Here is a 23,586-nt window from a genome sequence, read left to right as displayed (position 1 = left end):
ATCCATTATCTATTGTTTGAAGAAGGTTAAAGATCCTAGCTCACCAGTGATGTGTTTCACCACCTTGCTCCGTATCAGAGAGGTGAAACTGCAGTTTTGACCTCAATTGCGCTCATTCTTTGCTTCGCTTTTGAGAATTAGAAATTCCCATATGGTAAGACACAGAGGACATGGATAATGGTTCTAAAGCATACCACTCCCACTAAAAAGGCTTCTCATCCTATCCCGCAAGAAGCCTTCGATTGGTACGATGAATACGCACACGGAAAGATCTCACGCCGCGAGTTCCTTAATAGGCTGGGTGGGCTCGCAGTGCTGGGTTTTAGCATGACGGCACTGGTCGATGCGCTAACCCCGAATTATGCACTCGCAGAACAAGTTTCATTTAACGATCCTGACATCAAAGCAACTTACGAAACCTTTCCATCTCCAAACGGGCATGGAGAAGGGCGCGGTTATTTGGTTATGCCACAGAAGAAGACCCTGAAATCGCCGACCGTGTTAGTTATTCATGAAAATCGCGGATTGAACCCTTATATCAAAGACGTGGCTAGGCGACTCGCCAAAGACGGTTTTATTGCTTTTGCTCCAGATGCGCTATACCCACTTGGTGGCTACCCGGGGAACGATGATGAGGGTCGCGCTATGCAGAAAGAGATGGACAGAGCCAAGATTGAACAAGACTTTATTGCCGCAGCTAATTTCCTCAAACAGCACGAGGATGGGAACGGTAGGTTGGGGGCGGTCGGGTTCTGCTTCGGTGGATACATAGTCAATATGCTTGCAGCGGTAATGCCAGAAGAGCTTGATGCAGGTGTGCCTTTCTATGGAACACCTGCGGTGCAAGAGATCCAAAAGCAAGTCAAAGGACCGTTGATGATTCACTTTGCAGGGCTCGATAAGCGTGTTAACGACACATGGCCTGCTTATGAACAGCAATTGATTGCAACCGACGCACAGTATCAAGCGCTAATGTATGAGAACGTCAATCACGGTTTCCATAACGACTCAACAGCCCGCTATGCGCCAGAAGAAGCGGCGCTCGCTTGGGAACGCACACTAGGATTCTTCCAACAACATCTCGCTTCCAGTTAATAACGCTTCAAGTTTAGTTGGCACAGTCCTTGTTATGTCTCTCTTAGTGAGTGAGATATAAACAAGGAATGTGCATGACTCAATCAACGTCAAAAACACCCATTATAGTATGCTGCGATAGCCTCCAAGAGCAGGCTCGATTGTCCGGCTTATTGAGCAAAGATTACGACAACATCATGGGTTGCCAATTGGCACAACTAGAAACGTTAATGCAACGAGAACCGTCAGCGAGCGTTGTGGTTGGATGGCAGCAGCCAACCGCGGAACTGCGTTTGATCGTCGATTTCTGTCGCAGAAAAGCGGCACCACTTCTTATCGTCTTAAAGCAGTTATCATCTAATGATATCAATCGGTTATCAGAAAAAATGGACTATGTTCTTATGCCGCACGATAGTGAGTTTGCACTTCAACCTTGGATTGAACATGCGACATTAGTGAGAGCGAAATTCGAAAGTATGCAATCGGAAATTGAATTACTGACCAATAAGATTGAAGAGCGCAAGCTGGTGGAAAAAGCGAAAGGTCTGCTGATGAAGATGCACAGCGTTGATGAAGAACAGGCTTATAAAGCGCTTAGAAATTCGGCCATGCAATCGAGCCAAACGCTCGCACAAGTTGCCAAGAATTTGATAACAACTTTGGAAGTGTTGGATTAGTTGCTCTACCACTTTGGAGTTAGGGTGCGTTTTCTAACGTGGTGCGTGTTGCACTATCAGCAAGCAATAACAGGGAATTAGAAACGGTAGAATAAACTAATTCATTGTATTTACAGTGAAAAATAAGTTGGCACAGTAATTGGATTAGTAGAATTGGGTTTATTGTTGAATCGCTTATCTCAATTATCAACGGCGGTAATTGTAGACTTAGCAACGGCGCTACTGCTCTTCGGAGTAGTGGCGCTTTTTTTATGGGAGCAAACCAATGAAATGGAGTTCGATGCTGAAAGTGTCAGCAATTTCGTTATCGGTATTCACCACGGTCAGCGTAAAGGCAGAGTTGGGTGAGCCAGAAATTGAAGACCTGAAGTTTGGTTTTATTAAGTTAACCGATATGGCACCGCTTGCGGTTGCTTATGAGAAAGGCTTTTTTGAAGACGAAGGCTTGTACGTCACTTTAGAAGCGCAAGCAAACTGGAAGGTGCTTTTAGACCGAGTCATCGATGGTGAGCTTGCTGGCGCGCACATGCTTGCTGGTCAGCCATTGGGCGCAACGATTGGTGTCGGCACAAAAGCAGAAGTGATTACCGCGTTCAGTATGGATTTGAACGGCAACGCAATCACGGTTTCCAATGATACTTGGGAGCAGATGAAGCAATACATTCCAAAGCAACCAGATGGCAAGCCAGTTCACCCAATCAAAGCGGATGCACTGAAGCCTGTGGTCGACAGCTATCTGGATAAAGGCAAACCGTTCAACATGGGGATGGTGTTCCCTGTATCGACGCACAACTATGAGTTGCGATACTGGTTAGCGGCAGGTGGGATTCATCCAGGCTTTTACGCACCAGACTCAGGCGATAACAGTGGCCAGTTGGATGCTGACGTTCTTTTGAGTGTTACACCGCCACCACAAATGCCAGCAACAATGGAAGCGGGCACGATCAAAGGGTACTGCGTAGGCGAACCATGGAACCAACAAGCCGTATTCAAAGGTATTGGTACGCCAGTCGTGACCGATTACGAGATCTGGAAGAACAACCCAGAGAAAGTGTTTGGTGTCTCCAAAGCTTGGGCTGAGAAGTATCCAAACACGCACATTCGCGTAGTGAAAGCCTTGATTCGAGCGGCACATTGGTTGGATGAAAACGACAATGCCAACCGCCAAGAAGCAGTGAAGATGCTATCAAAAAGCGAATACGTTGGAGCCGATGCCGAAGTTATCGCCAACTCGATGACGGGCACATTTGAATACGAGAAAGGCGACAAACGAGACGTGCCAGACTTCAACGTGTTCTTCCGTCATAACGCCACGTACCCGTACTACAGCGATGCGATTTGGTACCTGACCCAAATGCGTCGCTGGGGGCAAATCTCAAGCGAGAAATCCGATGATTGGTACATGGATGTGGCAAAAGAGGTTTACCGTCCAGATATCTACCAACAAGCAGCTCAAGCGCTAATTGAAGATGGTGTGTTGAGCAAAAAAGACTTCCCAGATTTCAGCGCTGAAGATGGTTTTCGCGCGCCACAAACACACTTTATCGACAACATCGTTTATGACGGTCGCGAGCCAAATAAATATCTAGAGAAGTTCTCTATCGGGCTTAAAGGAAAAGACAAAGTTTAGGATGAGCAGTCCTACAAAAAATACAGCGGGCAGGTGAGTCTGCCCGCAATAACAAGGATGTAAATTTCTTAGGAGTGAGTATGTCTAGTAATGTCATTTCCCTTTTTCCTGCTAAGCAGGTAGTGAACCGAAGTAGGTTGGTGCTTTTGCCCGTCATTGGTTTGCTGATCTTCTTGGCAATGTGGCACTTAGCGGCGAGAGAAGTGCAAACTTCATTAGGTACGCTACCGGGACCAGTGCAAACTTTTCAGCAGTTCAGCAATCTTGTCGATGACCATTGGCAAGAACGAGAAAAGGAACAAGCTTTTATCGAGCGTCAGGAAAAACGCAATGCTGCGAAGTTAGCCAAGAATCCGGACGCGGAAGTGAAGATTCGTCCCTACACAGGTAAACCGACGTTTTTCGACCAAATCATAACAAGCTTAGTGACCGTAACTGCGGGCTTTTTGCTGGCGACGGTTGTCGCGATTCCGCTTGGCATCGTGCTTGGTCTTAATCAAGGGCTGTATCAAGCGTTCAACCCAATCATTCAATTGCTCAAGCCCGTATCACCTTTGGCTTGGCTGCCTATCGTCACTATGGTGGTGAGTGCCACTTATGTGAGTGATGACCCGGTGTTTGCTAAGTCGTTCATTAACTCTCTGATCACCGTGGCGCTGTGTAGCTTATGGCCGACGCTGATTAATACCGCTGTGGGTGTAACGAGCGTTGATAAAGACTTAATCAACGTGAGCAAAGTGCTTCAACTTTCGTGGTGGCAGCATATACGCACCATCGTTTTACCTTCTGCCATTCCAATGATCTTCACAGGTTTACGTCTCTCTTTAGGTATCGCTTGGATGGTATTGATTGCAGCAGAGATGCTCGCGCAGAACCCTGGGTTAGGCAAGTTTGTTTGGGATGAGTTCCAGAACGGCAGTTCAGCGTCATTGGGGCGCATCATGGTGGCAGTCATCACTATTGGTTTTATCGGTTTGATGCTCGATAGAGGCATGCTGCAACTTCAAAAGTGGTTGTCTTGGAATAAACAACAAGCGTTGAGATAAGGGAAAAGATCATGGAAAAAGCATTATTAGATCTAACGCGTTTAGGGATGCGATTCCCAACGCCAGATGGCGAGTTTATCGCGCTTAAGAACGTCGATTTACAAATCAATAAAGGCGAGTTTGTATCGCTGATTGGTCACTCTGGCTGTGGTAAATCAACGGTATTGAACTTAGTCGCGGGTCTGCACATGCCAACAGACGGCGGCGTGATCGTTGATGGACGAGAAGTAGCTGGACCGGGACCTGACCGCGCAGTGGTGTTCCAAAACCATTCATTATTGCCTTGGTTAACCGTGTATCAAAACGTTGAGCTTGCAGTAAAACAAATTGCCGGCAAAAGGGGCAAAGCGTGGATTCAGGAACAAGTGAATCACTATTTGGAGTTGATTCAAATGCAGCATGCCGCGCACAAAAAGCCGGATGAAATCTCGGGCGGTATGAAGCAGCGAGTCGGCATCGCCAGAGCACTGGCACTTCAACCAAAGGTTTTATTGATGGATGAACCATTTGGCGCGTTGGATGCGTTAACTCGTGCGCATTTGCAGGATGCACTGATGAAGATTCAAGCCGAGCTAAACAACACCGTGATCATGATTACTCACGATGTGGATGAAGCGGTGCTGCTATCCGACAAAATCGTGATGATGACCAACGGACCGGCAGCGACCATTGGTGAAGTGTTAGAAGTGAATCTACCTCGCCCTCGTGAGCGTGTCGCACTGACAGATGATGCGCAGTATCAGAAGTGTCGACAAGCGGTGCTGAAGTTCCTTTACGAGAAGCAATCCAAAGTCGAGATTCCTGCTTCGAAAGAAGACCAACCCAAAACCGCAGCGCAAACGGCATAAGGAGGCAGCGATGAACAGTCCTTTAACGATTCCAGTAAAGAACGCATTGAGCCACATCGTTGTGGTAGGCAACGGTATGGTCGGGCAACACCTCGTTGAGCAATTAGTGCAGAAAAACGCGCATTTGGAGCACCGAATTACCGTGATTGGTGCAGAGCGTTTTATCGCGTATGACCGTGTACAGTTGTCCTCTTTGTTTGCGGGTAACTCTCATGATGATTTGATGCTGAGTACCCAAGAATGGTACGACATGCATGGCATCCAACTCGTACTTGGCAGCCAAGTAACAGGTATCGACAGAGAGCAAAAGCGCATTCTGCTTGATGGTGAAGATGTGCTGGGTTACGACCAACTCGTGCTCGCAACCGGTTCATACCCATTTGTGCCGCCAATTGAAGGTAAAGACCGCGCCAACGTGTTTGTCTACCGCACACTTGATGACCTTTCACAAATCAAAAAGGCATGTGAAGGCGCAAGAACAGGCGCAGTAATTGGTGGTGGCTTATTGGGTTTAGAAGCGGCAAACGCACTCAAGCTATTAGGGCTAGAAACTCACGTCATTGAATTTGCGCCTCGCTTGATGCCCGTGCAATTAGACGATGGTGCTGGCTTAGTGCTAAAAGAGAAGATTGAAGCGCTAGGGCTTACTGTTCATACCTCAACGGGTACGGAACGAATCTGCGATGGTGAAACGGCTAAGCATCGCATGGTGTTTAAAGACAAAGATCCTCTCGAAGTGGATGTGATTGTCTTTTCCGCAGGCATTCGCCCTCAAGATGAGTTGGCAAGGTTGGCTGAGCTAGAAGTCGGTGAACGTGGCGGGATTGTGATTAACAATCAATGCCAAACCAGCGATGAGAATATTTATGCGATTGGCGAATGTGCTCTTTGGGAGCAGAAGATCTTTGGTTTAGTCGCACCCGGTTACACCATGGCGAGAACCACTGCCGATGTCTTGACTGGTATGCCGAGCGAAGGTTTTAAAGGTGCAGACATGAGCACTAAACTTAAGCTGCTTGGGGTAGATGTGGCGTCTATCGGCGATGCACAAATGCAAACCGAAGGCGCACAAGAAATGGTATTGCAAGATGCAGTTGCAGGCATCTACAAAAAGCTGGTGGTTGATGCGAGTGGCACTCAATTGCTTGGTGCGATTCTCGTTGGTGACAACAGTGACTACGATGCGCTCTTACAGTGTTATTTGAACAAAACTGTCTTGCCAGACCACGCAGCGAACCTGCTGTTTGATACTGGAATGCTGGACGGAGAGATGCCAGATAGCGCTATCATCTGTTCTTGTCACAACGTCACAAAAGGCGACTTAGTTGCCGAGATTCAAGCCGGCACTACCAACCTGACAGACCTTAAAGCCAACACCAAAGCCGGTACTGGCTGTGGTGGCTGTAGCAATATGGTGAAGTCGGTATTGGATACTCAATTGGCAGCCATGGGGGTAGAGGTTAACAACCACCTTTGTGAGCACTTTGAGCTCAGTCGCCAAGAGATGTTCCATATTTGCCAAGTGGAACAGATCAAAGACTTCGACACCTTAATTGCACTGCATGGCAAAGGGCATGGGTGTGATATCTGTAAGCCGACAGCGGCATCTGTGTTTGCTTCTTTGTGGAATGAACACATCATGGAGCCGCAGCATCAGTCTCTACAAGATTCCAACGATGCCTTTATGGCTAACCTGCAAAAAGATGGCTCTTACTCGATTGTGCCTCGTGTTCCGGGCGGTGAAATCACACCAGACAAACTCATCGTGCTAGGCGAAGTTGCTCAGCAATACGATCTGTACACCAAAATCACTGGCGGTCAGCGCGTGGATTTATTTGGTGCGCAGTTAGAGCAACTCCCAGAAATCTGGCAAACCTTAATTGATGCTGGTTTTGAAACAGGGCACGCCTATGGCAAGTCGGTCCGCACCGTGAAATCTTGCGTGGGTTCTACTTGGTGTCGTTATGGTGTTGATGATTCGGTTGGATTAGCCATTGAGTTAGAGAACCGCTACAAAGGATTGCGAGCGCCCCATAAACTTAAGTTTGCCGTATCGGGCTGTACTCGCGAGTGTGCAGAAGCGCAAAGTAAAGACATTGGGGTGATCGCCACCGAAAACGGTTGGAATCTATACGTTTGTGGTAATGGCGGCATGAGACCAAGACACGCAGATTTGTTTGCATCCGACTTATCTAAATCAGAGTTGATCACCATGATCGACCGGGTTTTGATGTTCTACGTCAGCACCGCTGATCGCTTACAGCGCACGTCCGTGTGGATGGAGAACATGGAAGGGGGCTTAGACTACCTTAAACAAGTGATTTTGGATGACTCTCTCAACCTATGTGATGCATTGGATGAGCAAATGGCACGAGTCGTAGATACCTATCAATGTGAGTGGAAGAGTACGTTGGATAATCCTCAAAAATTGCAACGCTTCCGTCCTTTCTTGAACAGCACGTCGGGCAGCAAAGTCTTGCCGTACCAACGTGTGCGCGGTCAGCGTATTCCAGTGAAACAGGAGGTGTAAATGGCAGCGTTAACCAAAGTGAAAGTGTGTCAGCTTGATGACTTGATGCCGTTTATCGGTGCCACTGTATTGATTGAAGGCGAGCATGTCGCGTTATTCTACATTCCCGATAACGGTGTTTACGCTGTTCAGGATTGGGACCCAATTGGTAAGGCTTATGTGATGAGTCGAGGGATTGTCGGTGATATTGATGGTGAGATGTGTGTTGCATCACCACTGTACAAACAGCATTTCAGTTTAAAGAGTGGGCAGTGTTTGGAAGATGAAGCGTACTGTCTAAAAACTTGGCAAGTAACGGTCGACGATAATCAGGTTTGTTATTTAGTCGAAGAATGATCCTAGAAATTTGCCTGCTCGATATGAGTGAATGCTTAGCGTAAGAGATAAGCGAGTAAAGCTCCAGAGACACCACAGTATGGCTCTGGAGCTTTTTACTATTTGGAAGGATTCACTTGTAGTTCGGTATAGCCAGTCGAGTCGTCCATTGCTCTAGTGAACTCAAGCTCTGAGTAAGAATGGATGATCAATTCTGCGGTAGTATCAATCACCGTGCCTTCCAGCAAATGCCCACCCCAAACTCGTCCTACACGATCAGACACCGAGATATGAACGTGCTGATGCTCAGGCGTTAGTGTTCCCATCACAGAGACGATTTCAAATGGCTCTTGTTTGGTTAACGTACTCTCTGCACCTGCCAAACGAAGGTTGAGGTCAGAGATACAGCCAACGCATGAGGCAATCGAGCCTGCTTTGATACCATGCTGCTCGACCAATTTCGCTAGGTTCAGCTTTAAGTCCATGCCTTTGGTAAGACGTACTGCTATCACTTCAATCGACATGTCACTTCCTAATCAAAACCAGCAAGCAGGAAAGCGCGGTATCCAAGTCGGCATAACGTTTGGCTTTGCCAAGTACGCGCATACCTTGCATGTTGTTGAGAACAAAACGAGCGAGCTCTTCTGGTTTCAACGTTTTTGGCACTAAGGTTTCTTTCTGCGCATTGGTCAGCGCATCCGCAATGATGTCGATAAGATGGTCAAATAAGAAATGCCCTTTACGCAGTACGTCATCGTCTTCACCTGCATGCTCAATCAACGCATTTTGGATAAAACACCCACAGCTGCGTTTGCGTTGCAGATCAGCAAAAGATTTAAGGAACGATTCCAACTCAGGTAAGGACGCGTCGTCTTTTTCCAAATCATTCAGTGACGGTAGCGAGACCTTTTTCAAGTAGGTATCGAGCGCTTCGTAGTAGAGCTGTTGCTTGTCACCATAGGTGTTGTAAAGACTGAAGCGGTTGATGTTCAACTCGTCGGTGAGATCCGAGATAGACGTGTTCGCAAAGCCCTTGCGCCAAAACACATCCATAGCCACGAGAAGCTTTTCATCTCGGTCGAAGTTGGCTTTTCTTGCCATAAATTACCTGCCTGGGTCTGCTTATCGGGTAATTAAATTGCTTTGGAGGGATGGTACAGAGAACCTCTAGCGTTCGAACTGAACCAATATGATGAATACCCATCTATTCTTGGGTATCAGCCTCCAAATTCATGTGAACTCACAAACGGCATCAATAATCTCGCTCAGCAAACAGACCCACAACTGTTTGAAAATTTTTGATAGTGAAGTTCTTGACTGATCGTTTATAAACTGGCTACAGTATATCCTAACCAATCGGTTAGAAAAAGATAAAAGGATGTGAAATGAAGCTCTATGAAACCGCAATGACTCCAAGTTGTAAGCGAGTTAGCATTTTTCTAAAGGAAATCGGTGGCGAGGTTGAGCGAATTGCGCTGAACGTTCGTGAGGGCGATAACCTATCTGAACCGTTTAAATCGAAAAGCGTTAACGGTAAAGTGCCTCTACTGGAACTGGATGATGGCACGACGATCTGTGAGAGCGTGGCGATTTGTCGCTACCTAGATGAAGCGTTTGAAAATGATCTGGCGCTGTTTGGTGCTAACCAACTCGAACGTGCTCAGGTGGAAATGTGGCATCGCGTTGTCGAATTCCAAGGTTTGTACACGGCTTTTCAGGCGTTTCGCAATATCACCGCAATTTACCAAGACCGTGAAAACTGTGTTGCTGCGTGGGGTGACGAGTCGAAATCCCGCGTATTAGAATTCCTGCCAGTTCTCGACAAACGCTTGTCAGAAAGTGAACATATCGCTACTGACAACTTCACCATCGTAGACATTACCGGCTACATTTTTGTTGGTTTTGCCGTAAATGGTTTGAGTATTGAGGTGTTCGAAACCTACCCAAATATTGCACGTTGGTTTGAACAAGTATCGGTGCGTGAAGCGTTTCAAGGTTAACTTCTAGCGTGATTTTTCTAAGCAGCAAGGCTTTTGTAGACTTGCTGCTTTTTGTCGTTTTAAGCGCAAAGATCTTCAATTTGTTCAGGTTTTCTCTTCTTTTTCTGCCTTTCTCCTATAATTAACTCTGTTAATGCAACAACATCAATTGGCTCTCACGGCGTTTTGGAACCTTGAGTTCTTAGTTTGTAGACGTCCCAATCATTATTGGACTTCACCAAGTAATGAAGGACACCAAGCGACAAGGAGAGGTTATGCGTGTTCGAAGTAAAACCATCAATGGCGTGTTGTGTACGCTGCTCGTAGCGTCTGTGTGCGGACTCGTTGCCATGTATCAAAACCACAGTCAGCAGCATCAACAAATCGAGTTGCTGCGTGGGCAATTGATGGAAAAAGAAAACCAAATCGTCATCTCAAATGAGGCGTTGTCTTACACTCGTTATCAACATCAACTTTTAGCGGAAGATTACAGCCGTTTCAGAGATGCACAATCCATGAGTAGCGTGCTGCAATAAAGCAAACAGGCAAGGAGAGGTATGAAGTCCATATTGTTGGTTGACGACAGCAAAACGGTCCTGCTCTACATGACCAGTGCATTGCAAAAGCAAGGGTACGAGGTCATTGCCGTTGAAGATGGTGAGTCTGCGTTAGAAGTGCTGACTCACCGAATTGACATTCAGTTTGTCCTCAGTGATTTGATGATGCCGGGCATCAGTGGCATTGAGCTTTGCCGTGAGCTTAAATCGTCGGCGTTTTCTCGTTATATCTTCTTTGTGCTTCTCTCTTCCCGCAACGATCAAGATTCCATCATCAAAGGCATGGATGCAGGCGCCGATGACTTTGTCGACAAGAAGACATCTGTAGAGGAACTGCAAGCGCGCATCCGGGCGGGCTTTCGCACCTTAGAACTGCACAACACGCTCACGACAAAGAACCAAGAGCTCGATTTAGCGTATCAAACCATTCAGCAGGATTTGGATTCGGCTGGGGAGTTAATGGGGCAACTGTTGCCGGTGGAAGAACAAATTCACACGGCACAATTTAGTTTCACTTATGTCCCTTGTACCAAGATCGGTGGGGATATGTTGGGCTATGTGGAGCTTGATGAGTCCCACGTTGCGTTTTATGTCTTTGATGTTTCCGGGCACGGTATTTCTTCGGCGTTAATGGCATTCTCGATTCAACAAACTTTGTCACAACGTAACAAGTCGGAGTCGATAACGTTAGACTGGAGCGACAATGAGTACCGCATCAGTGAGCCTGAGGCTGTGATTGAAAGGCTCAATCGACGCTACCAGCAAACCCAGAACGGCAAGCTCTATTTCACTATCGAATACGCCGTGTTGAACACCAAAAGCGGTGAACTGAATTATTGCACAGCAGGGCACCCTAAATTCGTTTGGCAACAGACGGAACACAACTGCTTGGAACTTGTTGGCGACAACAACTTCATCGTCGGGGCATTGGAGCCGATGATGTACCAAGGTGGAAGTATCCAACTCAAGCCCAATGACGCGCTCTGGTTCTTCTCCGATGGCTTATTGGAAGCCAAGCAAGGCGAGGAGCTTTACGGCATTGACCGACTGCTATCCAACATCGAAGGGAGTAAAGCGATGCCAGAAAAAGCACAGACCAATGCCGTTTTGGAGCAAGTGCAAAACTGGCAAGGAAAACCAGAAATCGACGATGATGTGAGCGTGTTGAAAGTGCAATGGTTGGGTTGTGCACAATCGCAAGCCGTTAAGCCGACAAGTGCGGTATTCCAGAAATCCTATCAAGCGTCTTTAGAAGTTTCACGCCAAGCGAGTCTCGAAGTGGTTGAGTTCCTTCAACAACACTCGATTTCTTCTCATGTCGCGCAAACTCTAGAGTTGTGCGTGGTTGAGTTGATGAACAATGCTTTTATCCATGCCTATCAAGAACAAACCGGAAAAACGGTTGAGTTAGAATGCGAACTAACACAAGGTGAGCAGCACAACATAGAAGTGCGTGTATTTGATTATGGCAATCGCATTTCTGATGAAACCTTTCAAAGTTACACCTCAAAGCAAATTGAGACGCCAAATCTATTCGATGAAGAGAGTTGGATGCCTTCAGGACGAGGTTTGATGCTCATTGCCCAGATGACGGAAGCGTTTTCTGTATCACATCAAGGGGAATGCAATTGCTTTACGGTGGTGATAACTCCCGACGAAAAGACAAAGTCTATAATCCTTTAAAGACTTTATCCGTGGAAACCAAACATGTCGCAAATAGAAATCAAACGAGATCGACCACGCGTCGAATTGTTGTTTGCTAAATACAAAGAGCAGCTCGGTGACGATTTTCCCGGTTATCGAAATCATGTATATCGGACAATCACCTATGCGATGCATTTTCTAGGTAACGATGAACAGTATGAACCGCTCGTAGAAACGGCCTTCGTGTACCACGATATCGGACTGTGGACCGATCATGAGTTAGCGTATCTAGAACCATCAGAGGCTGCGGCGTTAGCGGATAACGAACACTTTGGGTGGGGCTTAGACCCAGATGCATTACGCGGAGCAATTCATTGGCACCATAAGATTTCTCCGTACAAAGGTCCGCACCAAAAAGTCATTGAAGCATGCCGCAAAGCTGACTGGATTGATGCGACCAAAGGCAGTGTTCGTAAAGGGTTGAGTAAAGAAACCATCGCAGAAGTTGAGGCGGCCTTTCCAAACTTAGGTTTTCATGACACTTTGCTGCGTCTAGCAAAAGACTATGGTGGTTCGACGTTAGTCGGCGGTGTTAAAGTCACGCTGGGTATCGTGAAGTGGTAGCCTGAATAATCTTATAGATCGAATGTAAAAAGAGGACTCCATTTGTGAGCCCTCACATTTACGTAACAGCATTGGCTATTGTGTGATCGTTAACCCAAGTTGAGTTGCCATGCTTAACTCGTTGCGCTCTACGATTTCTTCAATCACTTTACCTTCTTGGTTAAAGCGAAAGTAGGTGAGGCTTGTCCATGTAACGTCTTTATCTGATACATCGAACTCCATCCACGTATTTGCATTTTTGGCTTTGTGAGTCAGGGCGACAACCACTTGATCTTCTGCTTCTACAATGCGTTGAAAGCTTGTCTCAAGGCTCTCATAACGTTCAGTTACGCAAGATTTCAACTTGGCTTCAAATTCGACTAATCCTTTTAAGGTTTTTCCACAATCAGGGCGGTGAATAAGAGCATCTTCAGCGAAAAATTCTCCCACACGTTCTGTTGCCTTACCGTCAACACAAATCTTAAAGTAATTTCTTATGGTTTGGACTTGTTTACTTTCCATTTATTTATCTTCTCTTTGTTTGTTGAATTGCTGGGATTTTTAATCAAAAAATGAAGCTTGAATAGATCAGATAAGGTCGATAGTCTGTCAACAAATAGTAAACAATGAATGTTTTGATGAACTTAATCACGCTAATTAAATCGTTTATTTGCACCGTAGAGGAAGGCAGTTTTACGGGCGCATCTAAGAAACTAGAAGTGTCTAAATCTCTCGTGAGTCGCAATGTTAGAGATCTAGAAACGTATCTTGGAACGCGATTAATGAATCGCTCAACCAAGGCGCTGTCTCTTACGGACGCTGGTCATCAGTATTATCAAGAAGCACATGTTCTGATTTTGCAACTTGAAGCGCTGAATGACACGATGAGGTTTGATAGTAATGAAATCTCTGGCACCTTGAATGTTCTCGCGCCAAATGGTTTGACAGAAATCTTGCTCATGCCGTTTATTTGCGGTTTCAGTGATAAATATCCGGAGCTAAGAGTGAATTTGCTGCTTGATGATGGTTTAGATGATATCTCCTCACAAGGGTATGACGTAGCAATTCGATCTGGTCGTTTGGTTAGGCAAGATTCAGATTTGATCGCAACAAAGATCACTGAAAACAGGAATATCATATGTGCCTCGCCGCAATACTTAGAAGCCTCTTCTTCACTTTTGCAACCGAGAGATCTGCATTCTCATCGAATTATCGAAGACCCAAATTTAAAGAATTATAAGGTGTGGCGATTTAACAAAGCGGGAAAAGAGCTGGATGTGCAGGTGTCACCATCTCTTTCCGTTAACAGCGTACAGGCAGTGAAAACGGCGCTAAAACAAAACTATGGAGTTGCGATGCTTCCAAGAGCATTGGCGGAAGATGAGTTGTGTAAGGGCGAATTGATAGAAGTACTGAAAGACTACCAATTACCAACAAGAATGGTCTACGCGCTTTATCGAGCACGCTCTAACACACCGAGAAAGGTCAAAGTCTTTATCGAAGAGCTAAAAGCGTACTTTGTACCTTAACGTCAGCTCATTTCTGAGTATCCGTTGCTCTATGTTTATCGGTGCTGAAATCAGGTATGTGCGTTTAGTTTGTTTACTTTTCAATTCATCAAAGAGGATGGAACTTCAAAACGATTTGGTAATCATAGGGAAGGGTAAGATAATTTTCCCTTTTTTGTTGTAAGGTTTATCTAAGCAAAATAGACGTTTAGTGAGAATAGCAAAGCTTAGAAACAAAGTTCTCAAATACGTAACGTTTAAATTGCCTCTGTATGATGTTATAACATAACAATTGCTATTCTCAGTTAACCCTAGTACTATGAAGTTTGTTCGTTATTCCTTAATTGCTGTCGCTGCTACCGCATTCTCTCTTGCAGCTTATCTCACCTATCAAGCAGAAACGAAACCAGAAGAAATCACCATTAAGGTCACGCCTTATTCAGAACTAAAGAGCGCTCAAAAAAACGAGACTCAAACAAATGAAACACCTCAAAATCCCGAACGTGAAGTCAAAAAGCATGACAACATCGCGCGTATTCACTACTTCGTTAAAGTTGGTGACACGCTCAGCACGATCTTTTCCTCATGGGGGGTATCATACGACACCACTCAAAAGCTTCTTGAAGCTGACTTAACGTCACTGAAGCTCGATACCATCAAACCAGGCGACCACCTTGAGCTCGTGGTAGATAGAGATACTAAGACCCTAAAACAAGTGATTTTCCATGAAAGCCTTGTCGAACGCGCGGTCTATACGCAAAACGACGATGGCACGTTTGCTTATGACTTTATTGAGGAGCCGGGAGAGTGGCGTGAAGAAATGTACTCAGGCACGATCAATGGCAGTTTTTCTTCTTCTGCGCATAAGCAAGGATTGACCACAACGCAGATTGCTAACATCACTCGCGTATTACGTGACAAAGTAAATTTTGCTCGTGAGCTTCGTGCTGGTGATAGCTTTCATGTATTGGTGAATCGACAATATCTTGATGATCACTTTACTGGTAATGCAGAAGTGCAGGGCATCGCGATCAAAATGCGATCTAAAGACGTTGAAGCATTCTTAGCGGAGGACGGTCGTTTTTATGACAGAGCAGGTAACAGCCTTGAACAAGCATTTAACCGTTATCCGATCGACAAACAGTTCCGTCGTATTACCTCTCCATTCAACCCTTACCGAAAACACCCTGTTACGGGACGAATCTCTCCGCATAACGGTACGGACTTCGCAACACCAGTTGGTTCCCCGGTTTACTCAACTGGCGATGGCAAGGTGATAGCGGTTCGTAACCATCCTTATGCGGGTAAATACTTAGTGATAGAGCACAATAGTGTCTATAAAACGCGTTATTTGCATCTAAGCCGTTTTCTCGTCAAAAAGGGCGACCATGTTAAGCGTGGGCAGAAGATTGCATTGTCGGGAGCGACAGGACGATTAACTGGGCCACACCTTCATTTCGAAGTGTTGGTACGTAATCGTGCAGTGGATGCTATGAAAGCGGATTTACCATTAGCGAGTTCCATTTCTACTAAAGACAAGCCAGCCTTTTTAGCAAGAGTCTCTGAATTTGATGATTTGGTTGCTCGTGAGCAAAGTGCCAGTAGTGCGCAAACAATGCAGAACAAACAACCCTCTTAGTGGGTATAGCAGCATCAAAGGCAAGCATTTTCGCTTGCCTTTTTTGTTTTTAGCGAACTAGGAATTAGGTTCTTAAAATAGATGAAAAATAAAGCATATCAGAAGAATAAGCCTATGGGATGAGTCGGTTAATTATTGCATTTAAATGACAGTAAAAATAGAATTTATACTCTATTTTTATAGTGACATAACTCATTTTGCGCGATATAAATATGTGATATTTATTCCATAAAGTTCCATCGTCTTTGCTTGCTATTATTTCCTATTTAACCAGGTGTATTTATTTTAAATCATTATTATTTGATTTAATTTATAACTCTAATCAATGGGTGGATAATATATCTTCATTGTTGATTTTAAATCGCTGATTTTTAGTTCATTGTTTTTTGGTGCGAGCAAAGTGCTTTAAGAAAGACTGTTGATTCTATCTTTTTGTTTTTAAAGGTTTTTATTCTCTTTTTGGTTGCTTTTCTAGTGTGTGGTGACCGGTGATTAGTGCTAGCTTTTGATTAAATTAATATAATCTAATTAAGTTTATTCTTTTTCTTTTATTTTGATGTTTCATTTATAACTTATTGGTTTATAAATTGAACAATAAATAGTTATAGAGAAATAAATTTTGATATTTATCCCAGAAACAATAATGAATTTTTGCCTTGGTTATTTTTATTTATAAATTAAGTGTGCTTGCAAAACACAAATGAAACATTAATTGCAGGTCTTTGTGCAGTACCTAAATAATTAATATAAGACTAAGGACTTTATTATGTATCTAAGAAAGAGCAGTGCTACGCAGACAAACTCCATTGGTTATCGCACGCTAGGGCTTACAATGCTTTGCTCCGGTTTATTACTGAATCCTATTTCACAAGCCATGGCTGCGGAGTTTAGTACTGATGCGGTTGCTCAATCAGAAAGTGAATACTGGAGCACTTATAAGCTGGATATCAAGAACACAGGTTCTGAAACGGCAGACATGCGTGAAGCTGTCATTGAGTTCGTATTGCCTGTTGCAATCAATGACATCGGTTGGGCGTCAAATCACCTTTCGTATCCGTCATGGGAAATCTCTCATACGACACAATCTAACGGTGTACTGAACTCTGTCTCGCTGAAGTTTCCGCAAGGATCTTGGGTAGATAGCGAGCTTGCTTCTGGAGAATCTGCGGCACTGACGATTTCTTTCGGTGGAGAGTTGACGGATCTGAATGCGTTTGAAAATTCAGTGGTAGTGAAAGTCGATGGTGAAGTCGTTCCTCCACCTGAGTTCTCGCTCGATATTTTGGCTCCTGCACAAAACTCAGTGGTTTATACTGGCACAAATGTAGACATCATCACGGATATTGCGGGTGAAGGTGCAACCAAACTAGAGTTCTGGGTAAACAACATCAAATTGGGAGAGCAACCTGTTGTAGAAGGCACGACAGAGTATCAACAGGCTTGGCTCCCTGACACTATTGGCGCAGCATCGATTGCGGTCATGGCATTCGATGAGAGTGGAAAGAAACTGACAGAACAAACGGTTCAAGTAACGGTTGAATCGGAATCTACTGCACCAAATCCACCTGTGATTGAGTTTATCTCACCAGACGCTGGCTCTTCTCACCAAAAAGGTGACACCATTACAATCTCGGCCAATGTCTCTGATCCAGATGATGATTTAACAACCGTCAAATTCTTCGCCAACGATGCTGAAGTATGTCAGTTAGACGCGAAAGCGACTCAAGATTTCTCATGTGATTGGACGGCACACACAGCGGGGTCAACAACGCTTCGCGCTGAAGCTCAGGATGACGAGCAGCATACTTCACGCAAGAGCCTAACCATTACGGTCACAGACACGGGCACAAGTTGTGGCGATATTCCTCAGTACGAAGATGGTGTGCCATACAAAGTAGACGATGAAGTCACGAATATTGGCAATATTTACTCATGTACCGTCGCGGGTTGGTGTGGTAATCCGGTTTGGACGCCGGGCACCGGCCACCCTGATTATCCTGATGCGTGGAAAGACGCATGGAATGAAGTAGGGCAATGTGATCCGAACCCTGTGCCAGTTGTTAAGGTTCAGTCCCCTCAAGATGGACAAAAGATCGCACCAAACCAAGCATTCGATGTGGTAGTTGATGCAACGGATGATACCGAAGTTGCTCGCGTTGACGTTCAGTTGAATGGACAAGTGGTAGCAACCTCAGGCACACCTTCACAGGGCGATACTTATACCATCACGGTTCCTGCTCAAGTTGAAGGTCAATACACATTGACGGTTATTGCATACGATGATCAAGGTGCGAGTGCAGAAGCTGCGCCAATTTCTTTGGCTATCACTGACAAGGACTTGGTGGTTTCGCTTTCATCTCCTGTCGATGGTTCTAGCTACTTCGAAGGTCGTGCGATTTCTATCAAAGCGGATGCAAAGAGCTACGAAGGTGATATTACTTCTGTAAGCTTTATCGCCAATGGTAATGAACTGTTCAAAGATACCGAAGCGCCATACGAGTATGAATGGCTAGGTGCGCAGAAGGGGGCTTATGCCATCACGGCAAAAGCGGTAAACACAGCAAGCCAAGAGCAAACCTCAGCGACATCTAACATTACAGTTAAAGAAAGCACGGGTGGTGGCGGTTTAGTTGATAACCCAGATCGCTCTATCAGTTACCTCACATCTTGGGGTCTAAATGACTACGAGCAGTTGTTCAACTCAGAAGGAGACGGTTACCTATTGTCATTTGGTAAGTGGGATTCAAGCGGTAATATCACGATCTCTGACGGCATGCTCACACCGCCGGATTACAACCCAGATTGGATGCCAACGCAGTACCTCGCTTGGTCAACGCTTAAGCATGACAATGAAAACGTCACGATGATGGTAGCGTTCGGGGGCCAAACTTACGAAAGTATTTGGTCGGCGATCAGCACCCCACAAAGCCGTGAAGCGGTCGCGACTGGATTGGTTGAATTGGTCCACACGCCATTCCCTGTATACAAGAAGAACCTAAAACCTGAAGAGATGGAAGGTGAGTGTCTTGCATCAAAACCCGATGGCAGCTGTGATTACAGCAAGTATCAGTTAGCTGGTTATGTGCATATTGATGGGTTGGATTTCGACTTCGAAAAAGCCGCTCGAATCACAGACAAAGAGAACCAAGACTTAACGGCATTGATCAAACTGATCCGTGAGAAAGTCGGCAACACCAAAGTGCTGTCCCTGACTACTTATCACGTAGGTGCCGACCCTGTCGAGTGTATGAATGCAAACGTATTCGAAAACTGTTCTTATGTTGAGCCATCTGGTCGCTCATCGCATCATGGTGAAGTCATTGATCTACTCAAAGCGACTAAAAATGACTTTGATTTCTTCAACGTCATGACATACGACGCTGGTCGAAACTTCCTATACGATGTCGCGATGGCGAACTATGCTGAATATATTGGAGACAAGTCGAAGATTGTTTTAGGTAACACGATCAACAGTCAGTGGGCACCAGGTGGTAACTTTGTTGAAACGCGTCAGAACAACCTAGACCGTGCTAAATGGCAGAAAGATAACGGTTATGGTGGTTTCTTCATGTGGACGTTGGGTTCAAACAACCAAGGTTTGAGTATGGCAGAACAAGTTGACTACTTTAACGACATGATCAATGTAAGTAAGTAGTACCTACCTCATCTTGTAATCTACTTGAACGACGGAAGGCTCAATGCCTTCCGTTATTTCTTCAATCTTCATCATGGGAAAGCCTTCTCTCGTCGTATTCCCATGTACATCTCAAACTAATTCAGTGGTGACAATATGTCGAGATTAGATTCTGGTCAGCACCAGAAAGCGATTCCGTGCGTCCAAAATACCTCCACTCAACACTACGATGCGTTCAGTAAATGGCTACATTGGGCTATGGCGGTGATTATCATTTATGCAACGCTTGCAGGCTACGGAATGTTATTCGTCATGGATATGCCGCAGGTGTTCCATGTTCTATCTACGCTCAATATGTCGTTTGCAACCATCGCCTCCGTGTTATTGATTGTACGTTGGGGGTGGTCATTCTTTCGTAAAGCCCCAGAGTTACCAAAATCGGTTTCTCATACCCAGAAAAGCATCGCTAAACTCACACATGGCGCTATCTATTTGGTGATGTTTGTAGTGTTTGTTAGTGGCTTTCTAATGCTTAAACATGAGTATCCATTCTTTTGGCTGTTTACCATTCCAAACCCAATTTCTAATGCCGAAGTGAATGCGTTCTTTTTTATGGTTCACCGTTTTGGCTGTGCCACACTCGCGAGCTTGGTGTTGCTACATGCGTTAGCAGCGTTGAAACATCACTTTGTGAATAAGAACGACGTATTGCGGAGTATGGCATTTAATGTGACTAAGCAAAGTCAGTCGTCGTAAGCCGCACAGTACGGTTGGTTGAAGGCGTGTAGAAAGAAAAAAGGCTTGGTGAGCCTCCAAGCCTTTGTGTCCACTTAATCTAACTATTTTTTAAAGGTTAGATTCAAAGTGAGTGGAACTCGATCAGAAATCTTAATCCCGCCAACTGTTGCCGCGAGGTCAGTTAAGTTTTTACTAGGAATACCAAAGTCAGCAGCGCCAATAATCACAGGTGCACTTGAGCTCACCATTACCGTATCGCCAGCGTTTAGGATAACAACCGGAAACTCAACGGATTTTGTCTTACCAAACAGCGTTACTTCAGCAGGTACTTTTACCTTGTGTGAGCCTTCACCCAGAGAAGCCCAATCAACTTTTCCTGTCACTTTTACTGGTGCGTGTTTCGCAGATTCAAAGAAGATTTCATTAAGACGGGTGTTACGAATAGGGATACCTGTCTCAATGCTATTTAGATCGATAGCAACATCAAATTTGCCATTGCTGTCTAACGTGCCGGAAAGAGTATTGATGGTCGCTGGCTCGACAACAAACTGGTTCTTGATGGTAGCAAAGCTTACTGAAGAAAAGTTTGAATCTAATGTGTAGTTGTCAGCAGCAAATGAAGCACTAGAAAACAGCGCCAGCGCAATGCTTAGGGTGGATAAAGTCTTTTTCATTATTATTAGCCTTATATACGTTGAACGGTTGTTCCCCTTGATACTAGTCCGGATTTATAAAAGTTAATAAGGAATTAAATCGATTAATTTTGGTGATTTTTTCGATGTGATTAACTGTGCATTAATGGTGTTCGAATATCAATTTGAATGATTATGAGAGCGTATTATTTGTCAGAAACTTGCTAATTAGCAATTGCTTATTAAGCTTGGTTAAATGTACGAAGTCGTTGACCTATGATTCGTCACTTATGGTGTTTGCTGGTCCTCTAGGATCCCGAGGCTAAAAAGCGACTTCGTTGATCACTTTAAGAGGATAATCTGGCGTGTTGTGCGATTCGTTAGTTATTGGTTTGCAAACTCGAGGCGCATTGATATCGAGAGAGAGAATCATGCCATCAGGGATATTGCTTTTCTCTTGATGGGTGGAGTATGTTTTAAATCTTTTATGTAAGGTGAATCCTTGGTTAAGATAAAACTTATAGTTACAGGTTAAATCCGTCCATAAGAAGATTTTCTTGAGTTCATTCGTTCTACAAAACTTGACATAACGTTCCAATAGCAATGATCCGATGCCTCGACCCCTTAGTTTTACACTCACGATGAATAGATTGATTTCACCGTCAAACATAGCGGCATCTTGCTCTCCTGCACAGTCATTTCTTAGAAATCCGGAGAAGACCTTTTTTGCTGACTCTTTTTCACCAAAATTACCAGCAGCAAGGTTTTTGTTCTTCCACTTATTGAGCTTCTTGTCTTTTTTGGCAAATTTGAGTTCTTCTAGGTAAGAGATATTTTCTTTGCTTGCAAAGAGTACGCCCACCACTTTTCCTTGAGGATCGAGAACGACATCAAGGTGGTGATTCCAGTTAAGGCAAGTGGTGAGATAATGTTCGTAGACAATCCGTATATTCGGTACATTGACAAAACCTGAGTGAAGGTTCCATGTAGACATCACAAGATCAACGCATGAGTGGAAATGCGAATCTTGATAAGAGGTAAAGGTAAGACTTTTCATTGTTTAGTATCGCTTTCTCTACCATTTATTCTTCATCTGATTCAGCTTGCAAGACCGCTTCATGTCCGGACTCAAAAGCCGCTTCAAATGTCGGATAGGACATATAATCTCCCGCGAGGTATACGCCTCTAAAACTCGCTTTTAATTGAACAAGTCTATGAAAGTAGTAAGGGTCGAAAACCGGATAGGCAGCATTGAAACGTGTGATGTCATAACCCTCTATTTTGTTATTGATGTCCGGCACTACCAAAGAGAGCTCACTCGTGACGATATCCAATATCTCTGAGTCCGATAGTGTTAACAGTGACATATCCGATGCGGTTTTCGGTGCTAGGTAGGCGCTCGCTATATACTCATCCACCTTTTTAAGGTCCTGATTATAGTGGCGCTCTACCCATGTTGAATCATATAGGTCAGTCACGTAACCTTTTCCGATGATCGCCATATCGAATGCTTTATTAAACACTGGCTGTTCAGAAAACAGAGCGACGGTTATGTATTGGGAATATTTAACTTGAGATAGCACCGATTTTTGCTCATCAGTCAGTACTGGTTGGGCGATATATTGAGCGATTGGTGCGGGCACTGCTACGATCACTTTGTTGGCCAGTACAGTGTTATTTTTTCCTTTGTGAGAAAAATGAACTTTGTATCCGTTAGGCGTTTTCTCAATGGTTTGAACTGTTGAGCGATACTGGATTTTGTCTCCCAACGTGGAGGCGATGGACGTAGCAATGGTAGAAATACCGCTTTGTGTTGTCCACGAACCAGACTGGGAGGATTCTTCTTCAATAAGCTCACTAACGTCGGTTACATCTACGTAATCAAAACTCGCCTCAGGGATAAAGCTTAAGGCTGAGATGTCATCGAGACTTGCTCCGAATAACCCACGAGACATGACGTTATAGCGTAATTGAATAAACGGCGAGATATGGTGTGAATCTAGCCATTGTTTTGCCGTTATTTTGTCCAGTTGACTCAACTTTTGGCGCGATAGTGATCGAGATTGATTGAGAACATCAATAAAGTGCTGAAACTCTTCTTCACTTGACTCGCTGATGGTGAGGTGGGCGAGTTGTTTATCTCCGATGTGCATTTCGTTTTGATAGAATGCGATATCCATTGGAGAGGGGATTTCAACCAATGGAATCTTCAGTTTTTGAATGACTTTTGCAAGCTGTCCTTCTGGTTTACCGAGGTATTCCGTCCCTTTAGCATAATGGAAGCTACCTTTGATTCCGGTGTGAGCGATACCACCAGCACGGTCATTTTTTTCGAGCACGATAAAGCTTTCGTTGAGCTCCTGAAGTGTGTAAGCAGCGGAGAGCCCAGCGGCTCCAGCTCCAACGACTACGTAATCATAGATTTGCTCGTTGGCGTTTACGTTTCCTGCCAATAAAACACTTGTAGCTAAAATTGCTAGCTTTGCTTTTGTATTGCTCATACAACCTTCTTTCAATGCTTATATTTGAGCC

General features: G+C 44.7%; 21 protein-coding genes. 15 read left to right on the top strand and 6 right to left on the bottom strand.

Annotated elements, in window-relative coordinates:
- Positions 1–177 precede the first annotated feature (177 nt).
- The 7 genes from VHA02S_RS09955 to nirD all read left to right on the top strand — a co-directional run bounded on the left by VHA02S_RS09955 (position 178) and on the right by nirD (position 8,141).
- Complete coding sequence (locus VHA02S_RS09955) at positions 178–1,095, top strand: dienelactone hydrolase family protein (protein WP_038897515.1); 918 nt, start codon at positions 178–180, stop codon at positions 1,093–1,095.
- Between the two features lie 74 nt (positions 1,096–1,169).
- Positions 1,170–1,751, top strand: a complete 582-nt coding sequence (locus tag VHA02S_RS09950) for an ANTAR domain-containing response regulator (protein WP_038897517.1) — start codon at positions 1,170–1,172, stop codon at positions 1,749–1,751.
- 265 nt (positions 1,752–2,016) lie between these two features.
- On the top strand, positions 2,017–3,381 hold the full coding sequence (locus VHA02S_RS09945) for a CmpA/NrtA family ABC transporter substrate-binding protein (protein WP_005375887.1): 1,365 nt from the start codon (positions 2,017–2,019) through the stop codon (positions 3,379–3,381).
- A gap of 80 nt (positions 3,382–3,461) precedes the next feature.
- The gene (locus tag VHA02S_RS09940) at positions 3,462–4,427 is read left to right on the top strand and encodes an ABC transporter permease (protein WP_038897518.1); all 966 of its coding nucleotides are present in this window, start codon (positions 3,462–3,464) and stop codon (positions 4,425–4,427) included.
- A gap of 11 nt (positions 4,428–4,438) precedes the next feature.
- Positions 4,439–5,275: an ABC transporter ATP-binding protein gene (locus VHA02S_RS09935; protein ID WP_038897519.1), complete on the top strand. Its 837-nt coding sequence runs from the start codon at positions 4,439–4,441 to the stop codon at positions 5,273–5,275.
- Positions 5,276–5,285: 10 nt separating this feature from the next.
- Positions 5,286–7,805: a nitrite reductase large subunit NirB gene (gene nirB, locus VHA02S_RS09930; protein ID WP_050567764.1), complete on the top strand. Its 2,520-nt coding sequence runs from the start codon at positions 5,286–5,288 to the stop codon at positions 7,803–7,805.
- Entirely contained in the window at positions 7,806–8,141 is a 336-nt protein-coding gene (gene nirD, locus VHA02S_RS09925) for a nitrite reductase small subunit NirD (RefSeq protein WP_038897520.1), read from the top strand.
- Between the two features lie 98 nt (positions 8,142–8,239).
- On the opposite strand, the gene VHA02S_RS09920 is transcribed toward nirD, so the two are convergent.
- Both VHA02S_RS09920 and VHA02S_RS09915 read right to left on the bottom strand, forming a co-directional pair.
- A complete protein-coding gene (locus VHA02S_RS09920; protein WP_038897521.1) occupies positions 8,240–8,644 on the bottom strand; it encodes a PPC domain-containing DNA-binding protein in 405 nt (134 codons plus the stop codon).
- A 1-nt stretch (position 8,645) separates the two neighbouring features.
- Positions 8,646–9,221, bottom strand: a complete 576-nt coding sequence (locus tag VHA02S_RS09915; RefSeq protein ID WP_009701863.1) for a TetR/AcrR family transcriptional regulator — start codon at positions 9,219–9,221, stop codon at positions 8,646–8,648.
- A gap of 284 nt (positions 9,222–9,505) precedes the next feature.
- Here VHA02S_RS09915 and VHA02S_RS09910 point away from each other — a divergent pair, with 284 nt between their 5' ends.
- From VHA02S_RS09910 to VHA02S_RS09895, 4 genes are all read left to right on the top strand, one after another.
- Positions 9,506–10,120, top strand: a complete 615-nt coding sequence (locus VHA02S_RS09910) for a glutathione S-transferase (protein WP_038897523.1) — start codon at positions 9,506–9,508, stop codon at positions 10,118–10,120.
- A gap of 254 nt (positions 10,121–10,374) precedes the next feature.
- Positions 10,375–10,635 (top strand): hypothetical protein, encoded by a 261-nt coding sequence (locus tag VHA02S_RS09905; RefSeq protein WP_005443088.1) that lies wholly within the window; start codon positions 10,375–10,377, stop codon positions 10,633–10,635.
- Positions 10,636–10,656: 21 nt separating this feature from the next.
- A complete protein-coding gene (locus VHA02S_RS09900) occupies positions 10,657–12,339 on the top strand; it encodes a SpoIIE family protein phosphatase (RefSeq protein ID WP_038897525.1) in 1,683 nt (560 codons plus the stop codon).
- Positions 12,340–12,363: 24 nt separating this feature from the next.
- Positions 12,364–12,924, top strand: coding sequence for a hypothetical protein (locus VHA02S_RS09895; RefSeq protein ID WP_038897526.1), 561 nt, complete (start codon positions 12,364–12,366; stop codon positions 12,922–12,924).
- Between the two features lie 75 nt (positions 12,925–12,999).
- On the opposite strand, the gene VHA02S_RS09890 is transcribed toward VHA02S_RS09895, so the two are convergent.
- Positions 13,000–13,425: an ester cyclase gene (locus VHA02S_RS09890; RefSeq protein WP_038897527.1), complete on the bottom strand. Its 426-nt coding sequence runs from the start codon at positions 13,423–13,425 to the stop codon at positions 13,000–13,002.
- A 116-nt stretch (positions 13,426–13,541) separates the two neighbouring features.
- Here VHA02S_RS09890 and VHA02S_RS09885 point away from each other — a divergent pair, with 116 nt between their 5' ends.
- The 4 genes from VHA02S_RS09885 to VHA02S_RS09870 all read left to right on the top strand — a co-directional run bounded on the left by VHA02S_RS09885 (position 13,542) and on the right by VHA02S_RS09870 (position 20,440).
- Positions 13,542–14,432, top strand: coding sequence for a LysR family transcriptional regulator (locus VHA02S_RS09885; protein ID WP_038897528.1), 891 nt, complete (start codon positions 13,542–13,544; stop codon positions 14,430–14,432).
- 298 nt (positions 14,433–14,730) lie between these two features.
- Positions 14,731–16,050 carry a peptidoglycan DD-metalloendopeptidase family protein gene (locus VHA02S_RS09880; protein ID WP_038897529.1) on the top strand — a complete coding sequence of 440 codons (1,320 nt, stop codon included), beginning with the start codon at positions 14,731–14,733 and terminating at the stop codon, positions 16,048–16,050.
- Positions 16,051–16,816: 766 nt separating this feature from the next.
- Positions 16,817–19,705: an Ig-like domain-containing protein gene (locus tag VHA02S_RS09875; protein ID WP_038897530.1), complete on the top strand. Its 2,889-nt coding sequence runs from the start codon at positions 16,817–16,819 to the stop codon at positions 19,703–19,705.
- A gap of 135 nt (positions 19,706–19,840) precedes the next feature.
- Positions 19,841–20,440, top strand: coding sequence for a cytochrome b (locus VHA02S_RS09870; protein WP_005447113.1), 600 nt, complete (start codon positions 19,841–19,843; stop codon positions 20,438–20,440).
- An 83-nt stretch (positions 20,441–20,523) separates the two neighbouring features.
- Here the strand turns inward: VHA02S_RS09870 and VHA02S_RS09865 are convergent, their stop codons facing one another.
- From VHA02S_RS09865 to VHA02S_RS09855, 3 genes are all read right to left on the bottom strand, one after another.
- Complete coding sequence (locus VHA02S_RS09865; protein ID WP_005447112.1) at positions 20,524–21,096, bottom strand: YceI family protein; 573 nt, start codon at positions 21,094–21,096, stop codon at positions 20,524–20,526.
- A 280-nt stretch (positions 21,097–21,376) separates the two neighbouring features.
- Complete coding sequence (locus tag VHA02S_RS09860; RefSeq protein WP_038897531.1) at positions 21,377–22,111, bottom strand: GNAT family N-acetyltransferase; 735 nt, start codon at positions 22,109–22,111, stop codon at positions 21,377–21,379.
- A gap of 25 nt (positions 22,112–22,136) precedes the next feature.
- Positions 22,137–23,555: a flavin monoamine oxidase family protein gene (locus VHA02S_RS09855; RefSeq protein ID WP_009696286.1), complete on the bottom strand. Its 1,419-nt coding sequence runs from the start codon at positions 23,553–23,555 to the stop codon at positions 22,137–22,139.
- Between the last annotated feature and the right edge of the window lie 31 nt (positions 23,556–23,586).

The sequence above is a fragment of the Vibrio harveyi NBRC 15634 = ATCC 14126 = KCTC 12724 genome, assembly GCF_001591145.1.
Lineage (GTDB): Bacteria > Pseudomonadota > Gammaproteobacteria > Enterobacterales > Vibrionaceae > Vibrio > Vibrio harveyi.
Note: the sequence above shows the minus strand (reverse complement) of the source record. Positions and strands in the feature narration are given on the sequence as shown.

Coding starts and splice junctions, on each gene's coding strand:
- VHA02S_RS09955 (WP_038897515.1), top strand. CDS start 178: ATGGTTCTAAAGCATACCACTCCCACTAAAAAGGCTTCTCATCCTATC.
- VHA02S_RS09950 (WP_038897517.1), top strand. CDS start 1,170: ATGACTCAATCAACGTCAAAAACACCCATTATAGTATGCTGCGATAGC.
- VHA02S_RS09945 (WP_005375887.1), top strand. CDS start 2,017: ATGAAATGGAGTTCGATGCTGAAAGTGTCAGCAATTTCGTTATCGGTA.
- VHA02S_RS09940 (WP_038897518.1), top strand. CDS start 3,462: ATGTCTAGTAATGTCATTTCCCTTTTTCCTGCTAAGCAGGTAGTGAAC.
- VHA02S_RS09935 (WP_038897519.1), top strand. CDS start 4,439: ATGGAAAAAGCATTATTAGATCTAACGCGTTTAGGGATGCGATTCCCA.
- nirB (WP_050567764.1), top strand. CDS start 5,286: ATGAACAGTCCTTTAACGATTCCAGTAAAGAACGCATTGAGCCACATC.
- nirD (WP_038897520.1), top strand. CDS start 7,806: ATGGCAGCGTTAACCAAAGTGAAAGTGTGTCAGCTTGATGACTTGATG.
- VHA02S_RS09920 (WP_038897521.1), bottom strand. CDS start 8,644: ATGTCGATTGAAGTGATAGCAGTACGTCTTACCAAAGGCATGGACTTA.
- VHA02S_RS09915 (WP_009701863.1), bottom strand. CDS start 9,221: ATGGCAAGAAAAGCCAACTTCGACCGAGATGAAAAGCTTCTCGTGGCT.
- VHA02S_RS09910 (WP_038897523.1), top strand. CDS start 9,506: ATGAAGCTCTATGAAACCGCAATGACTCCAAGTTGTAAGCGAGTTAGC.
- VHA02S_RS09905 (WP_005443088.1), top strand. CDS start 10,375: ATGCGTGTTCGAAGTAAAACCATCAATGGCGTGTTGTGTACGCTGCTC.
- VHA02S_RS09900 (WP_038897525.1), top strand. CDS start 10,657: ATGAAGTCCATATTGTTGGTTGACGACAGCAAAACGGTCCTGCTCTAC.
- VHA02S_RS09895 (WP_038897526.1), top strand. CDS start 12,364: ATGTCGCAAATAGAAATCAAACGAGATCGACCACGCGTCGAATTGTTG.
- VHA02S_RS09890 (WP_038897527.1), bottom strand. CDS start 13,425: ATGGAAAGTAAACAAGTCCAAACCATAAGAAATTACTTTAAGATTTGT.
- VHA02S_RS09885 (WP_038897528.1), top strand. CDS start 13,542: ATGAACTTAATCACGCTAATTAAATCGTTTATTTGCACCGTAGAGGAA.
- VHA02S_RS09880 (WP_038897529.1), top strand. CDS start 14,731: ATGAAGTTTGTTCGTTATTCCTTAATTGCTGTCGCTGCTACCGCATTC.
- VHA02S_RS09875 (WP_038897530.1), top strand. CDS start 16,817: ATGTATCTAAGAAAGAGCAGTGCTACGCAGACAAACTCCATTGGTTAT.
- VHA02S_RS09870 (WP_005447113.1), top strand. CDS start 19,841: ATGTCGAGATTAGATTCTGGTCAGCACCAGAAAGCGATTCCGTGCGTC.
- VHA02S_RS09865 (WP_005447112.1), bottom strand. CDS start 21,096: ATGAAAAAGACTTTATCCACCCTAAGCATTGCGCTGGCGCTGTTTTCT.
- VHA02S_RS09860 (WP_038897531.1), bottom strand. CDS start 22,111: ATGAAAAGTCTTACCTTTACCTCTTATCAAGATTCGCATTTCCACTCA.
- VHA02S_RS09855 (WP_009696286.1), bottom strand. CDS start 23,555: ATGAGCAATACAAAAGCAAAGCTAGCAATTTTAGCTACAAGTGTTTTA.